19 protein-coding genes are annotated in these 14,667 nt (G+C 61.7%); 14 read left to right on the top strand and 5 right to left on the bottom strand.

All coding sequences use genetic code 11. The annotated features are described in order from the left end of the window. Positions 1-9 precede the first annotated feature (9 nt). The 3 genes from rho to hemE form a co-directional block, all read right to left on the bottom strand. The gene (gene rho, locus QHC67_RS05350; protein WP_319292053.1) at positions 10-1,266 is read right to left on the bottom strand and encodes a transcription termination factor Rho; all 1,257 of its coding nucleotides are present in this window, start codon (positions 1,264-1,266) and stop codon (positions 10-12) included. 162 nt (positions 1,267-1,428) lie between these two features. Further along, positions 1,429-1,869: a CopD family protein gene (locus QHC67_RS05345; protein ID WP_319292051.1), complete on the bottom strand. Its 441-nt coding sequence runs from the start codon at positions 1,867-1,869 to the stop codon at positions 1,429-1,431. Next, positions 1,866-2,957, bottom strand: coding sequence for a uroporphyrinogen decarboxylase (gene hemE, locus QHC67_RS05340; RefSeq protein WP_319292048.1), 1,092 nt, complete (start codon positions 2,955-2,957; stop codon positions 1,866-1,868). The genes QHC67_RS05345 and hemE overlap by 4 nt, the downstream gene beginning before the upstream one ends. A 285-nt stretch (positions 2,958-3,242) precedes the next feature. On the opposite strand from hemE, the gene QHC67_RS05335 reads away from it, so the two are divergent. From QHC67_RS05335 to QHC67_RS05285, 11 genes are all read left to right on the top strand, one after another. Further along, a complete protein-coding gene (locus tag QHC67_RS05335; RefSeq protein ID WP_319292045.1) occupies positions 3,243-4,076 on the top strand; it encodes a pyruvate, water dikinase regulatory protein in 834 nt (277 codons plus the stop codon). Continuing rightward, on the top strand, positions 4,073-4,675 hold the full coding sequence (locus QHC67_RS05330) for a Maf family protein (RefSeq protein ID WP_319292042.1): 603 nt from the start codon (positions 4,073-4,075) through the stop codon (positions 4,673-4,675). The genes QHC67_RS05335 and QHC67_RS05330 overlap by 4 nt, the downstream gene beginning before the upstream one ends. Continuing rightward, positions 4,672-5,490: a shikimate dehydrogenase gene (aroE, locus tag QHC67_RS05325; protein WP_319292039.1), complete on the top strand. Its 819-nt coding sequence runs from the start codon at positions 4,672-4,674 to the stop codon at positions 5,488-5,490. Before QHC67_RS05330 ends, aroE begins: the two co-directional genes overlap by 4 nt. 3 nt (positions 5,491-5,493) lie before the next feature. Next, complete coding sequence (gene coaE / locus QHC67_RS05320) at positions 5,494-6,090, top strand: dephospho-CoA kinase (RefSeq protein WP_319292034.1); 597 nt, start codon at positions 5,494-5,496, stop codon at positions 6,088-6,090. Between the two features lie 24 nt (positions 6,091-6,114). Next, positions 6,115-6,813: a DNA polymerase III subunit epsilon gene (dnaQ, locus tag QHC67_RS05315; RefSeq protein ID WP_319292031.1), complete on the top strand. Its 699-nt coding sequence runs from the start codon at positions 6,115-6,117 to the stop codon at positions 6,811-6,813. 100 nt (positions 6,814-6,913) lie between these two features. Next, entirely contained in the window at positions 6,914-7,507 is a 594-nt protein-coding gene (gene hpf / locus QHC67_RS05310) for a ribosome hibernation-promoting factor, HPF/YfiA family (protein ID WP_319292028.1), read from the top strand. A gap of 149 nt (positions 7,508-7,656) precedes the next feature. Further along, positions 7,657-8,124: a PTS sugar transporter subunit IIA gene (locus QHC67_RS05305; protein ID WP_319292025.1), complete on the top strand. Its 468-nt coding sequence runs from the start codon at positions 7,657-7,659 to the stop codon at positions 8,122-8,124. Continuing rightward, positions 8,102-8,587, top strand: coding sequence for a PaaI family thioesterase (locus tag QHC67_RS05300; RefSeq protein WP_319292022.1), 486 nt, complete (start codon positions 8,102-8,104; stop codon positions 8,585-8,587). Before QHC67_RS05305 ends, QHC67_RS05300 begins: the two co-directional genes overlap by 23 nt. Beyond that, a complete protein-coding gene (locus QHC67_RS05295) occupies positions 8,584-8,919 on the top strand; it encodes a DUF1491 family protein (RefSeq protein WP_319292019.1) in 336 nt (111 codons plus the stop codon). The genes QHC67_RS05300 and QHC67_RS05295 overlap by 4 nt, the downstream gene beginning before the upstream one ends. Positions 8,920-9,096: 177 nt before the next feature. Next, positions 9,097-9,774, top strand: coding sequence for a cell wall hydrolase (locus QHC67_RS05290; RefSeq protein ID WP_319292015.1), 678 nt, complete (start codon positions 9,097-9,099; stop codon positions 9,772-9,774). A gap of 102 nt (positions 9,775-9,876) precedes the next feature. Then, the gene (locus QHC67_RS05285; RefSeq protein ID WP_319292012.1) at positions 9,877-10,368 is read left to right on the top strand and encodes an MmcB family DNA repair protein; all 492 of its coding nucleotides are present in this window, start codon (positions 9,877-9,879) and stop codon (positions 10,366-10,368) included. A 2-nt stretch (positions 10,369-10,370) separates the two neighbouring features. On the opposite strand, the gene QHC67_RS05280 is transcribed toward QHC67_RS05285, so the two are convergent. Further along, entirely contained in the window at positions 10,371-11,279 is a 909-nt protein-coding gene (locus tag QHC67_RS05280; protein ID WP_319292009.1) for a prephenate/arogenate dehydrogenase family protein, read from the bottom strand. Then, on the bottom strand, positions 11,279-12,400 hold the full coding sequence (gene hisC / locus QHC67_RS05275) for a histidinol-phosphate transaminase (protein WP_319292005.1): 1,122 nt from the start codon (positions 12,398-12,400) through the stop codon (positions 11,279-11,281). Before hisC ends, QHC67_RS05280 begins: the two co-directional genes overlap by 1 nt. 82 nt (positions 12,401-12,482) lie before the next feature. On the opposite strand from hisC, the gene metX reads away from it, so the two are divergent. The 3 genes from metX to metW are packed head-to-tail and all read left to right on the top strand — an operon-like array spanning position 12,483 to position 14,655. Then, complete coding sequence (gene metX, locus QHC67_RS05270) at positions 12,483-13,634, top strand: homoserine O-acetyltransferase MetX (protein WP_319292001.1); 1,152 nt, start codon at positions 12,483-12,485, stop codon at positions 13,632-13,634. Then, positions 13,634-14,065, top strand: a complete 432-nt coding sequence (locus tag QHC67_RS05265) for a GNAT family N-acetyltransferase (RefSeq protein ID WP_319291999.1) — start codon at positions 13,634-13,636, stop codon at positions 14,063-14,065. Before metX ends, QHC67_RS05265 begins: the two co-directional genes overlap by 1 nt. Continuing rightward, positions 14,062-14,655 (top strand): methionine biosynthesis protein MetW, encoded by a 594-nt coding sequence (gene metW, locus QHC67_RS05260; protein WP_319291996.1) that lies wholly within the window; start codon positions 14,062-14,064, stop codon positions 14,653-14,655. The genes QHC67_RS05265 and metW overlap by 4 nt, the downstream gene beginning before the upstream one ends. Positions 14,656-14,667 lie beyond the last annotated feature (12 nt).

The raw sequence follows: 14,667 nt of genomic DNA, 5'->3' as shown, positions 1-14,667 counted from the left end.
GCTGCCGGCTTACTGATTCATGGAGTCGAAGAAATCCTCGTTGGTCTTCGAATCCTTCATCTTGTCGAGCAGGAATTCCATGGCATCGATCGTGCCCATCTGCATCAGGATGCGGCGCAGCACCCACATCTTGCTGAGCTTCGCCTTGTCGACCAGCAGTTCTTCCTTGCGGGTGCCGGACTTGCCGACATCCAGAGCCGGGAAGATGCGCTTGTCCGCAACCTTGCGATCCAGCACGATTTCCGAGTTTCCGGTGCCCTTGAACTCTTCGAAGATGACTTCGTCCATACGGCTGCCGGTATCGATAAGCGCCGTTGCAATGATGGAGAGCGAACCGCCCTCTTCGATGTTACGCGCGGCGCCAAAGAAGCGCTTGGGCCGCTGCAAGGCGTTCGCATCGACGCCGCCGGTCAGCACCTTGCCGGAGGAAGGAACGACCGTGTTATACGCACGGCCCAGACGCGTTATGGAGTCGAGCAGGATAACGACGTCCTTCTTGTGCTCCACCAGGCGCTTGGCCTTTTCGATGACCATTTCAGCGACCTGGACATGGCGCTGTGCCGGTTCGTCGAACGTCGAGGAAACGACTTCGCCCTTCACGCTGCGCTGCATGTCGGTCACTTCCTCGGGCCGCTCGTCGATCAGCAGCACGATCAGGAAGACTTCCGGATGATTGTCAGTGATCGCCTTGGCGATGTTCTGCAGCAGCACGGTCTTGCCGACGCGGGGCGGCGCGACGATCAACGCGCGCTGGCCCTTGCCTTGCGGCGAGATGATATCGATGACGCGGGCCGACTTGTCCTTGACCGTCGGATCGAGCGTATCGAGGTTCAGCTTCTCTTCGGGATATAGCGGCGTCAGGTTATCGAAGTTCACGCGATGGCGCACCGCGTCTGGATCGTCGAAATTGACGGAACTGAGCTTCGTCAGTGCAAAATAACGCTCGCCATCCTTCGGTGCGCGGATTTCGCCCTCGACGGTATCGCCCGTGCGCAGCCCGAATTTGCGAACCTGATTGGGAGACACATAAATGTCGTCAGGGCCGGCAAGATAATTCGCTTGAGGAGAGCGCAGGAAACCGAACCCGTCCGGCAGCACCTCGATCGTGCCTTCACCCATGATCTGCGCGCCGTTTTCGGCTTCGGCCTTCAGGATCGCGAACATCAGATCCTGCTTGCGCAGCGTCGACGCGCCTTCGACCCCCAATTCCTCGGCCATGGAGACGAGTTCAGCAGGCGTGTTCTTCTTGAGGTCTTTGAGATGCATCGGGTGAGTTCCGGCAGATATGCGATGTGGAAGCGCCGGCTCGGATCTGACAGGAAAGGAAATTCTCAACGCCCGAGCGGCAAAGGAGACTGCTGTGCGTTACGCCGCAGGGGAAACCAAGTCAAGCTGCTGCGATTGGCGTTCGCCAGATATGTCGGTGCTTCAGAACGGCTTTACGATTACCAGTATGACGATGACCGCCACGGCGATTCCCGGCACTTCGTTCATCATCCGCAGCTTCTTGTCCGTGAGCGTCCGCTCGCCCCTTGCCAGCTTCCGTGCATAGCCGCTGAGCCAGCCGTGATAGCCGGAAAGACCCACCACCAGCAGCAGTTTCAGGTGGAACCATCCCATGGTCCAAGCCCCGATATCGTAGGCCAGCAGCAAGCCCAGAACCCAGACAAGCACGAGCGAGGGATTGAGGATGATCTTGAGCAACTTGCGCTCGCGATCGATCCATTTGCGATCCTCTTCCGACCCCGCGGGAGATTCCTGATGATAGACGAAGAACCGCGGCAGCATGAACAGCCCGGCCATCAGGAATATCACGAAGATCAGGTGCGCAGCCTTCACCCAAAGGTAAGCCGCTCCCAGAAATGTCATGCGCCTTCACTCACCTTTGTTGCCGCTGAGCCCGTCTTCCGCACCATTGTAATCAATGCCTCGACATGATCAATCGGCGTGTCCTGCAATATGCCATGGCCGAGGTTGAAGATATGCGGCCGCCCGGCAAAGGCGGCAAGGATATTGACCACGGACTCCGCCACTCCGGCGCCGCCCGAAACCAGCGCCAGAGGATCGAGATTGCCCTGCACCGGCAGTCCCTCAGGCAGCACGGCATTGGCCCAATGCGGGTCCACTGTCTCGTCCAGGCCCAGCGCATCTACTCCGGTGCCCGCCGCATAGTCGACCAGCCGGGCACCGATACCCTTGGGAAATCCGATGATCGGCACTCCGGGCCGCCTGGCTTTGACGGCGGCGACAATCCTGGCGTTCGGCGCAATCACCCAGCGATCCAGCTCGAGCGGTGCCAGACTGCCCGCCCAGCTATCGAAAAGCTGTATCGCCTCAACGCCGGCATCGATCTGGCCGCAGAGATATTCGACCGTCGCCTCGACGATAGCGTCGATGATCCCGGCAAAGCGCTTCGGATCGGCATAGGCAAGCCTCCGCGCCGCCCCCTGATCCTTGCTGCCCTGTCCCGCCACCATATAGGTCGCTATCGTCCACGGGCTGCCTGCAAAGCCCAGCATCGCCACCTCGGGGGCAAGTTGCGCCTTCACTTGCCGCACCGTCTCGTAGATCGCATCGAACCGGCTGAAGTCGGGGATGAGCGAAGCAAGCTCTGTGGTGTCCAGAGTCGGCGCCAACCGCGGCCCTTCCCCGACCTCGAACCAGAGCTTCTGCCCCAAAGCATAGGGCACGATCAGGATGTCGGAGAACAGGATTGCCCCATCGAAGGCGAAACGGCGCAACGGCTGCACGGTCACCTCCGCCGCCGCCGCGCTGTCGTACACCAGTTCCAGGAATCCGCCCTTTTCGGCTCGCAGCGCGCGATACTCCGGAAGATAGCGCCCCGCTTGTCGCATCAGCCACATCGGAGGCGGATTCATTGGTTCGCCAGCCAGCACGCGTAACAAAGGTTTCGTGATGGCCTGCGCGACTGGCAGACCCGGAACAGTCAGGGTCATATACTCTATCTTAATTAATATTGAAGAATGATGAAGATGATGGGCAGTGGACAGCGGGGTTAATCCACTGCCCCCGCATTTGCCAACAGTTTGACTCTGGCGACCCTTGGCTATCTGCCAGAGTCGCTTGAGTTATGCACGTTATCCACAGGATGTGGATGAATTTTAGCGGCTGTGGGAGGGCTGTGGATCGTTCTCCGCTTAGCGACGACCAAAATCGGCCTCAAACTTATCCTCGCTTTCATCCCTTGCTTTATCCACAGTTCCCCAACAGAGTTTGCGACGATGACGCGCCTCCACCTCCACCTCCTGTCGGACTCCACCGGAGAGACTCTCGAAAATATCGCGAAGGCGGGTATTGCCCAGTTCGAGAATGTTGAAGCGATCCGGCATTTCTGGCCGATGGTGCGGTCGGAGTTGCACCTGAACCGGATCATGGAAGAGATCGCGATGAACCCCGGTCTCGTGTTGTTCACGCTGGCAAACAGCGATCTTCGCCGAAAGCTGGAGAACCGCTGCCGTGCCTTGGGGCTGCCGCACGTCGCAGCGCTGGATGCCGTCACCGATGCGATGTCGAACATCCTGGGTCAGGAGACACGCAACCGGCCTAGTCGCAAACATATTCTCGACGAAGCCTATTTCGCGCGCATCGAGGCGATCCAGTTCACGATTGCCCATGACGATGGCGTTGCTCATGAGAACTGGGAAGAGGCGGACATCGTCCTTGCCGGAGTGTCTCGCGCGTCCAAGACGCCGACGTCCATCTATCTCGCCAATCGCGGGTACAAGACCGCAAATATCCCGCTCATCATGGAATCGCCCCCTCCCGAGAGCCTCTATCGCCTCAAGCATCCGCTCGTCGTCGGCCTGACCATCAGCCCCGAGCGGCTGGTGCAGGTTCGCCGCAACCGGCTTTTGTCGCTCAATCAGGCGCCCGAAACCAATTATGTCGACATCGAGCGTGTTCAGGCGGAAGTCGCCTTTGCGCGCCGTATCTTTGCCGATAATGGCTGGCCGGTGATCGAAATGACGCGGCGGTCGATCGAGGAAGCCGCCGCGGCCATCATCAACCTGTTCAACGAACGCGTCCTGAACGATGCGGAAGCGAAGGCATCATGACCGCTTCTCTTATCCTTGCATCGCAAAGCGCCAGCCGCCGCGCGCTATTGTCGGCAGCAGGCGTGGCGTTAAATGCCGTAGCGCCAGGCGTCGACGAAGAGGCGGCCAAGGACGCACTGCGGGCCGACGGGCTCGACGCGCGCGCTCTTGCCGATGCGCTTGCGGAATTGAAGGCGCTCAGGGTCTCGCGCCGCGCGCCCGGCGATCTCGTGCTCGGCTGCGACCAGACGCTGAGCCTCGACACCGGCGAGATGATCGACAAGGCCACCGATCGGGCCGATGCCGAACGGATATTGACGCTTCTTTCCGGACGCAGCCACTATCTCCACAGCGCTGCCGTCATCGTACAGGGCGGCACGCCGGTATGGCGGAACATCGAGCGGGTGAGGATGACGATGCGGGTCCTCTCGCCATCCTTCATCCGGTCCTATCTCGACCAGGAATGGGACGAGTGCCGCTGGTGCGTCGGCTGCTATCGTATCGAAGGACCCGGCGCCCAACTCTTCACGCGTATCGAGGGGAGCCAGTTCGCCATTCAGGGCTTGCCGCTGCTGCCCTTGCTTGACTTCCTGCGCATCCGTGCGTTGTTGCCGACATGACTCAGGGAATGCCATATGCCGAAGTGATCGGCGATCCGATCGCACACAGCAAGTCGCCGCTTATCCACAATTTCTGGCTGGAAAAGCTCAACATCGAAGCGGAATACCGCAAGACGCATGTCAAGCCGGAGGGGCTGTCGGCCTATTTCCTGCAACGCCGCGCAGATCCCGACTGGTTGGGCTGCAACGTGACGATCCCGCACAAGATCGCGGTGATGGAATATACAGACGATCCCGGTGGCGTGCGGGAGCGCATCGGCGCCATGAACACGATCGCCGGAGAAACGGGCGGACCGCTGATCGGTACGAACACGGATGCCGGAGGATTCCTGCAGGCGTTGATTGCCCGCAAATGGCGCGGCGAGCATGCCGTGATCATCGGCGCGGGCGGTGCGGCGCGGGCGATCCTCTTCGCGCTGACGACCTTCGGTGTCCCCAATATAACAGTCATGGCGCGTGATGCGGAGAAGGGGCAGGCTCTACTGGAGCGCGCTGGAACGAAGGGCACTGTGATCGGAATGGATGCGCCGCTGCCCGCGGTGGATCTGCTGGTGAACAGCACATCGCTGGGCATGACGGGCCAGCCTGATCTCACGCTCGATCTGTCACCATTACCCGCCCAGGCGCTGGTCTATGACATTGTCTACGCGCCCCTCGAAACCAGTCTGCTGGTGGCGGCAAAGGCACGGGGATTGGCGACCGTCGACGGGTTGGAGATGCTCATCGGGCAGGCAGCTTTGGCCTTCGACATCTTCTTCGATGCCGATGCGCCGCGTGAGCATGACGATGAATTGCGCGCTTTGCTGACGGCCTGACCATTGGCAAAGATCTGGGGCCTTACGGGATCGATCGGCATGGGCAAATCGGCCGTTGCGGCGATGCTCCGCCGGGAGGGGGTGCCGGTCTTCGACGCCGATGCCGAGGTGCATCGTCTGCAGGGACCTGACGGAGCGTTGCTCCCGGCCATCGAGGCGCGGTTCCCAGGCACTACCGGACCCCGAGGCGTGGATCGCCCGAAACTGGGCGCTGCGGTTTTCGGCCACCCGCAGGAATTGAAGGCGCTGGAAGCGATCGTGCATCCGGCCGTGCAAAAATCCCGTTCCGATTTCCTGCGCCGTCACCGGGCGCGCCGACTCGTGGTCCTCGACATACCCCTGCTGTTCGAAACCAGGGGCAGGACGAAACTCGACGGCGTGATCGTCGTGTCCGCGCCTGCGTGGAAGCAGCGTGCCCGCGTTCTCGCCCGACGCGGCATGACGCCTGCCAAGTTCCACCAGATCAGGCATCTCCAGACTCCAGATGCCGAAAAGCGCCGTCGTGCTGACTTCATCGTCGAGACCGGCACGACCTTTGATCGCACCCGCGCGCAAGTTCGCCGTCTCGTCGCTTGCCTTCACGCCAAAGCGGGTCGATAGTGTCTACCCAGAGTCGGAAGGCCTATGCGCGAAATCATATTTGATACGGAAACCACGGGGTTCGACCCCGCTACCGGCGACCGGCTTGTCGAAATCGGCTGCATCGAACTTGTTAATCGCGTGCCCACCGGGGAAAGTTTCCACGCCTATTTCAATCCGCAGCGGGCCATGCCTGCCGCCGCCGAAGCCGTGCACGGGTTGTCGGATATCTTCCTTAGCGACAAGCCGCTCTTTCTCCATGGCGTTGACGCCCTGCTGGATTTCCTCGGGGATTGCCCCCTCGTCGCCCACAACGCCAAATTCGACTTCGGCTTCCTCAATCATGAGCTGAAGCTGATCGGCCGTGATCCGATTTCCTTCGAACGCATGGTCGATACCGTGGCGATCGCCCGTACTCTGCATCCCGGTGCAAAGCACAGTCTCGACGCGCTTTGCACTCGCTACGGGATCGATCGCAGCCATCGCATCAAGCATGGCGCTCTACTCGATGCGGAGCTTTTAGCGCAGCTTTACATAGAGTTGACTGGCGGACGGCAAATCGGCCTCGTGCTCGCCAGCGAAGACACCGGAAATGCGGGCGAAATGGAACGAGCCTTTGTTTCGGCCGTTCGCCCTGTTCGCCCAGCGCGGCCTCATCGGGCCAGCGTTGCGGAGTTGGAGCGGCACGCAGCGTTCATCGCAATGCTGGACAAGCCGCTCTGGCTAGACGGTGCCGCCGCCTGATTGGCGGCGCCGTCCTCTCCGGGGCCGGTCTCCCCGACCGCTCCGGCACGCCCACCGGTCCGTCTTTCGGGTGGACCGGCTCGAATAAGGAGAAGGCATTATGGATATTCAGGTTTCCGGTCATCAGGTCGACACAGGCGACGCGCTGAAGGAGCATGTCTGGACCCGGCTCGAAACGGTGGCCGAGAAATATTTCGCCCGCGCGATTTCGGCGCAAGTGACCTTCCGTCCGGCGCCGCATGGCGCGTTCCATTGCGATATCGTGTGCCATGTGATGACCGGCTTGATCCTGAAAGGTACGGCTGAAGCACAGGATGCGCATGTTGCCTTCGATCAGGCGGCAGACCGCATCGAGAAACAGCTTCGCCGCTATATGCGCCGTCTGAAGGACCGTCATGTGCAGGCCGCTGCCGCCGAAGAGCAGCGTATGAACGGCATCGACGGCCTTCAGGTCGATGGTGCGGGCTATACGGTTTTCGCCACGGCCCCTGAGGACGAAGAACCCGCCGAGGCGCCTCTCATTGTCGCGGAAACGCGTGTCGATATTCCCGAAGCCTCGGTATCTGACGCGGTGATGATGCTCGACCTGCGTAACACCAACGCGCTTCTCTTCCTCAATGCAGGCACGTCCGCCTACAATATGGTGTACCGCCGTCACGACGGCACCATCGGCTGGGTTGAGCCGCGCGCCTGACGACTCGGCAGCTCGGGAGTTAGCGCCCTGGCCTATATGATTGACCTCCCGGCCCCTGCGCTTTATGGGGCCGGGCTTTGGTTCCGGCATCGCGTTCTGGATCGGCAGGCCGGTCTCGATGATCCGCCGGAGGACCGGCTAGGTACGACATGGTTCATTTCGACGACATATTGACGCCCGAAGCACTGGCCATCGGTGTTACGGTCAGCGGCAAAAAGCAACTGTTCCAGAAGTTGAGTGAAATGGCCGAAGCGAACTATGCGCAGTCGGCCGACGTCGTGTTCGATCGTCTCATCGAACGGGAGAGACTTGGCTCTACCGGTTTCGGCGGAGGTGTCGCCATACCCCATGCCAAAATCCCGGACCTCGATCGCGTGCGGGCAATGGTAATCCTGCTCGAAACGCCGCTTGCTTTCGAAGCTGTGGATAATGCGCCAGTCGATGTGGTCTTTGCCCTTCTCTCACCCCTCGATAGTGGGGCTGAGCATCTGAAGACTCTAGCCCGCGTGTCGCGCTATTTGCGAAATGAGGCGCAGATCGCCCGCGTACGCGGCGTCGGTTCGCGCGAGGCGCTTTTCGCGCTTCTTTCCGGCAATGAGGCGCGTGACGCAGCCTGAGATTCCTTTCCCGCCCAGCGGAGAGACGGCGCATTTCAGGGCGCTGGAGCAGCTCTATCGTTCCGCCCCGATAAACCAGCTCTTTCGTTCCGAGTTGACGATAGTCGGCCCTGGGCAGTCACGCATAGATTTCGATGTAGACGCAACGTCGTACCACGCGGCCGGTGCCGTACATGGCACGGTATACTTCAAGATGCTGGACGACGCCGCCTTCTACGCCGCCAATAGCCTGGTCAGTGATCGCTTCCTTCTGACGACGAACTTTAACCTGTTGTTCACGCGGCCGATTCATTCGGGCACATTGCGCGCCGAGGGGCGATGGATCAGCGGTCGCCGACGCGTTTATGTGGCTGAAGCGAGCCTCATCGATGCCGACGGAGAAGAGGTGGGGCGCGGAACGGGAACGTTCATGCGCTCGCAATTTCCGCTGTCGTCACTGCCGGGCTATCGCGCCGCCCCATGACGGCGCGCCTCGCCACGCACATGCTCGTGAGCATGCTGGTGCGTCGGGTGGAAGCCCTTGGAGGCTTCGCCGCCATAGTGCATCGGGGCGATCGGACCAGCGGCACGATCCTGGTACAATGTCTCGAAAAAGGCAGGGAAACAGGGCTGTTCGAGCGTGTCTCCGACCATACGGATGGCCATCGGCTGGTTCCCTGCGGACCGCCGCCTGAGTCCGAATGGGGCGCATCCGCACAATATATTGCGCGCCGTCGGAAGTCTGACCCCGATCTATGGTTAATAGAACTCGATATCGCGGATGCGGAACGCTTGGCCGTGGAATCCCTCGCCTGAACGTTGACGGAACGGAACGTCACAGCCATAGCGCCTGCACGCCAACGCGCAGGTTGCCGCTGTTCCTCATTTGGGGGGAAATGGTAAACACGCAGACGGGGGGCGACCGGACGCAAGAAAAGCCCATCCTCAAGGATACGGCGTCCTGGCCGACTCACCGCACTAACTTGAGCCGTAATGAGTTTCCGTTTGAAGGCCGCAACGATGGCCGCATTTACACTGTCTGCAATTGCTGCCGTTACTGCCAGCGATGCCTCTCAAGCCGCTGGATCGACCGAGACGCTACCCGTCACGATTCCGACGCTTCCTTATTCTTCTACTCCGCAGGATGCAGGCGTTACCTTCGCCGCGCCGCGTGAGATAGTTCAGCCAATCAGCACGACATCAACGTCCCAGTCGCAAAAAGTTTCCTCGGGCGATATCGATGCTCCGGCTCAGCCCGCACCCACGCTCGCCGCGCTCGTAGACGCGCAGCCGGTGCCTGCCGAAATCAACGAAGACATGCGCTGCCTCGCCAGTGCCATATATTATGAGGCGAAGAGCGAAAGCCTCGCCGGGCAGCTCGCCGTTGCGCGTGTCATCATAAATCGCTCGCAATCCGGCCGGTTCGCCAGCAGCCTGTGCGGCGTCGTGCGTCAGCCGAGTCAGTTCAGCTTCGTACGCGGTGGCAACGTGCCTCAGCCGCGTACCGACAGCCAGGATTGGCAGCAGGCCGTCGCCATCGCTCAGATCGCCCTCAAGGATGGCTGGAAGAGCCAGGCCGAAGGCGCGCTCTTCTTCCACGCCCGTCGCGTTTCGCCGGGTTGGGGGAAGCCCCGGCTGGCGTCGATTGACAACCATATCTTCTATCGCTGACTCCTGCGCCGCCTCGCTGCGGCAGCTTGGGACAAGGTAAAGGCCGACCCTGAAATTGGGTTCGGCCTTTTCTTTGTTCATCTATTGTTCTAATACCGCTTGATGACCGAAGCGCTCGCTCCCTGTTCTCCCCTGACCAACGGCACGGCGATGGCGGTTGCGCGCGGGGTGCTCCGCCTGTTCCAGCGACACGACCTGTTCGGCCTCGTCGAAGCGCCGCTTCCGAATGGTCGCCGCGCCGACATCATGGCGCTGGACCTCTCCGGCCATCTGGTGATCGTTGAGATTAAGTGTAGCCGAGCGGACCTGCTTGGCGATGCGAAGTGGCCGGATTATTTCGACTATTGCGACAGATATTTCTGGGCTGTGCCTGCCGGTTTCGACCTCTCCCCTTTTGAGGGCGAGGCATTATGGCCCACGCGCACCGGCCTGATCGTGGCGGACCAGTATGATGCGGAGATCCTGCGTGCTGCGCCGACCGAACCGCTCGCAGCCGCGCGGCGAAAGGCCGAGACGTTGCGCTTTGCCCGGCGTGCTGCGCGACGACTCACCGCAATGTCCGATCCGGACTATGCGGCGGAAATCGGTTTCTGAATTTAGCTGTGCGTACGGCCGAAATCGGGCGCGGGGTCGTCCTGCCCCTCTTCGATGATAGATCGACGGATGGCGCGCGTGCGCGTGAACAGGTTGAACAGCGCATCTCCATCATTCCAGCGGATCGCTCGTTGTAGCGCCGACAAATCCTCGGAGAACCGCTGTAGCATCTCCAGCACGGCATCCTTGTTGGACAGGAACACGTCCCTCCACATCGTCGGATCGCTCGCCGCTATGCGCGTGAAGTCGCGAAAGCCGCCTGCGGAATATTTGATGACTTCGGATCGCGTTACGTCCTCCAGGTCGCTGGCGGTGCCGACGATCGTGTAGGCGATCAGATGCGGAAGATGGCTGGTGACGGCGAGCACCAGGTCATGATGCGCCGCGTCCATCCTCTCGACGTTCGCGCCGATCCGCCGCCACAATTCCGAAACGCGCTCCACTGCCGTGGAGTCCGCATCCGCCGGTGGCGTGACAATGCACCAGCGCCCTTTGAAAAGGCTCGCAAACCCGGATTCCGGGCCGCTGTTCTCCGTCCCTGCCACGGGATGCGCCGGGACGATGGCCTGCCCTGGCAGGGCGGCCGTCAATGCGGCAAGTATCTCTGCTTTGCAGGACCCGACGTCTGAAACGATCGCCTCGCCCGGCAAATCGTCGCGCATGGCTTCCGCAACGTCTCCCATGGCCCGGACCGGCACGCACAGGATCACCAGGTCGGCATCCGTCACCGCCGCCCCCACTGTGTCCGTTATGTCGTCGGCAAGATCGAGGTGCCGAGCGATGTCGCGCACCTCCGCGCTGGCATCATGTCCCGTCAGCCGCACCGTCGGCATCTCGGCCCTGATCGCGCGCAACAGCGAAGAGCCGATGAGGCCCAGTCCGATGACCGTAACCCGCGCAAAAGGCAGCATCAGGCCGCTTCCGCCATGGTCCGAAGGATATGCGCCACGTCCCGCGTCTGTTCTTCCGTCCCGATGGTGATTCGGAGCGCGTTCGGCAGGCCCTGCCCCGGCAACCATCGGGTTGCATATCCCTGCGCCATCAAGCCCTTTAGCGCAGTTTCCGCCGTGAGCTTTCCTTCGAACAGGATCAGCAGGAAATTGGCCTTGCTCGGCACTGCCCGCAGGCCATGATTGCTCATCGCCGCTATTTGGTCGGCGAGCCACTCGCGCCATTGCCGGTTATGCAACCGGCTGGCGTCCACCCACTTGTCGTCGTTGATTGCCGCAATCGCCGCCGCCTGTCCCGCAGTCGTCACATTGAACGGCGCGCGAATGCGGTGCAGCACGTCGATAACGGCCTTTGGCGCATAGCCCCAGCCGATCCTCTCGGCGGCAAGGCCATGGATCTTGGAGAAGGTGCGCGTGACGAAGACATTGGGCGCGCCCTGCGCCAGTTTCATGCCGCCATCGTCATCTTCCGGCTCCAGATACTCCGCATAGGCCTGATCGAGCACCAGCAGGATGTCCGGCCGAAGACCGGCATGGAGCCGAGCAATTTCTGCGGCTGGGGTCATGGTGCCGGTCGGGTTGTTCGGGTTTGCGAGGAAAACCACGCGCGTCCGCTCTGTCACCGCCGCAAGCAGTGCATCCACATCGGTCGCATAGTCCTTGTCTGCCGCGATGACCGGCTTAGCGCCCACGCGCCGTGCCGCTATGTCGTAAACCGAAAAGCCGAACCGCACGTACAGCACTTCGTCCCCCGGCCCCGCATAGGCGCTTGCGGCCAGGTGCAGCAGCTCATCCGATCCAGTGCCATAGATGACGCGCGCCGGATCAAGCCCGAACTTGGCGGCAATTGCCTCGCGCAGCTTTGCCGCGCCGGGATCGGGATAGGTGGCGAGATCCGCTGCCGCTGCAAAAAACGCCGCCCGCGTAGCTTCACTGGCGCCCAGCGGATTTTCGTTGGCGGAGAGCTTGATCAGCGGACGGCCATCATCGGCGGCTGCCTTGCCCGGCACATAAGCGGAGATGCCCAAAATCCACTCTTTGGGCTCCGGCGAAACGCGCGTTATCGTTGTGTTGTCTACCATGCAGGCGCTTTAGCGAGGAAACAGCGCCTGCGCAAAGGGCGCAATGATTGACACCCCTCGCCGCGCGCCCTAGCGGCCAGTGATGGCTACCGTTCCTGCATCGACCGACAGACGCTTCGGCCTTGGCCGACAGGTTCGCCTGCCCGGACCCCTGCGGCTGGACAGCGGCGCTGCCCTTGCGCCAGTGGATATCGCTTACGAAACCTACGGCACATTGAATGCCGACGCTTCCAATGCAATCCTGATCTGCCATGCGCTCACCGGCGACCAATATGTCGCCTCGCAACATCCGCTGACCGGGAAGCCCGGCTGGTGGTGGCGCATGGTCGGGGAAGGCAAGCCCGTCGATCCGGCGCGGCACTTCATCGTCTGCGCTAATGTACTGGGCAGCTGCATGGGATCGAGCGGCCCGGCAACCGTCGATCCCGGCAGGGATGAGCCTTACGCGATGCGCTTTCCGGTCATCACCATCGGCGACATGGTGCGAGCGCAGGCGATGTTGCTCGACCATCTGGGTGTCGAACGCCTGCGCGCAGTCATCGGCGGGTCTATGGGCGGAATGCAGGCGCTCACCTGGCCGACGCTCTATCCCGATCGAGTCGAGCTGGCGCTGGTCATTGCCTCGACCGCGCGCCATTCTGCTCAGAACATCGCGTTCCACGAAGTCGGGCGCCAGGCAATCATGGCCGATCCGCGCTGGCGGGGCGGCGATTACTACGCCGACAATGACGTGCCCAGCTCCGGTCTGGCGGTGGCGCGAATGGCCGCGCATATTACGTATCTTTCCGAAGCGGGCCTTACCGAAAAATTCGGGCGACGGCTTCAGGCGCGGCCGGATAGCCCCGGCGGGCAGAAGACGTTCGGCTTCGACGCAGATTTTCAGGTGGAAAGCTATCTGCGCCATCAGGGCCTCAGTTTTGTCGACCGGTTCGATGCCAACAGCTACCTCTACATCACGCGCGCCATGGATTATTACGACATAGCCGAAGACCACGAAGGCAGCCTCGCCCGCGCCTTTGCTCGTACCAAAGCGCGATTCTGCATTGTCAGCTTCGACACCGATTGGCTGTACCCCACCGCCGAATCGCGCGTCATCGTCCACGCCCTCAACGCGTCCGGCGCGCCGGCGAGCTTCGTCGAACTATCGAGCCCTTTCGGCCACGATGCGTTCCTGCTGGAAGCCCCAGAACTCAATCGCGTCGTCGACGGCTTCCTGCGCGCAGGGGAACGCTGATGGCAGCCGAACTTCCTGCCGATTACACGCTGTCAGACGATCCCGCCCGGCTTCAGCCTGAGGCGATCCATGCCTATCTGTCGGCCAGCTACTGGTCGCCCGGCATCGCCCGGTCGCTCGTGGAGCGCGCTATTGCTGGCTCGCATTGTGTCGGCATCTATCATGGTGAGGACCAGGTCGCTTTCGCGCGCGTGATTACCGACCACGCCACCTTCGCGCATTTGGCGGACGTGTATGTGCTTGAGGCGCATCAGGGCCGCGGCCTTGCAGCGGCGATGCTGCGCTATTTCCATACGCATCCCGACCTTCAGGGGCTGCGCCGCTGGACGCTTAATACGCGCGACGCCCACGGGCTATATGAGCGGCATGGCTGGCAGCGGATTACCGGCATCTTCATGCAGCGCTATGACGGTCCGGCGGTGACGGCATGATGGAGCCACTCCGCCCCGATCTTGCCCTGATTGCGCGTAACGTGACGCCCGGTGCGCGGGTGCTCGATGTCGGCAGTGGCGACGGAAGCCTGATGGCGGCTCTGCGCGACCAGCGTGAGGTCGATGCGCGAGGGTTGGAAATCGATCCGGCGAACGTAGCCTCGGCTGTCGGACGCGGGCTTTCGGTAGTGCAGGGCGACGCGGATACCGACCTGCATTATTATGCCGACGCAAGCTTCGATTACGCCATTCTCAGTCAGACGCTCCAGACCACTCGCCGCCCGGATCGCGTGGTCGAGGAACTGCTACGAATCGGTGCCCAGGCTTTCGTCAGCTTCCCCAATTTTGCACATTGGCGCGGCCGACTGTCGCTGGCATTCGGTGGCCGTATGCCCGTCACGAAGCTGTTGCCGGATACCTGGTACGACACGCTCAACATCCACCACCTCACCATCGACGATTTCCGCGCTCTGGTGAAGGAGCGCGGCTGGTCGATCGATGGTCAGTGGTTCCTGAACGGCATCAAGGAAACCACGCACACCAACGCCAATCTCCTGGCCCAGCACGCGGTATTCCTGCTGCGTCGATGAAGGCTCCCCCGC

This window comes from Sphingobium sp., assembly GCF_033795625.1.
Classification (GTDB): Bacteria; Pseudomonadota; Alphaproteobacteria; order Sphingomonadales; family Sphingomonadaceae; genus Sphingobium.
Note: the sequence above shows the minus strand (reverse complement) of the source record. Positions and strands in the feature narration are given on the sequence as shown.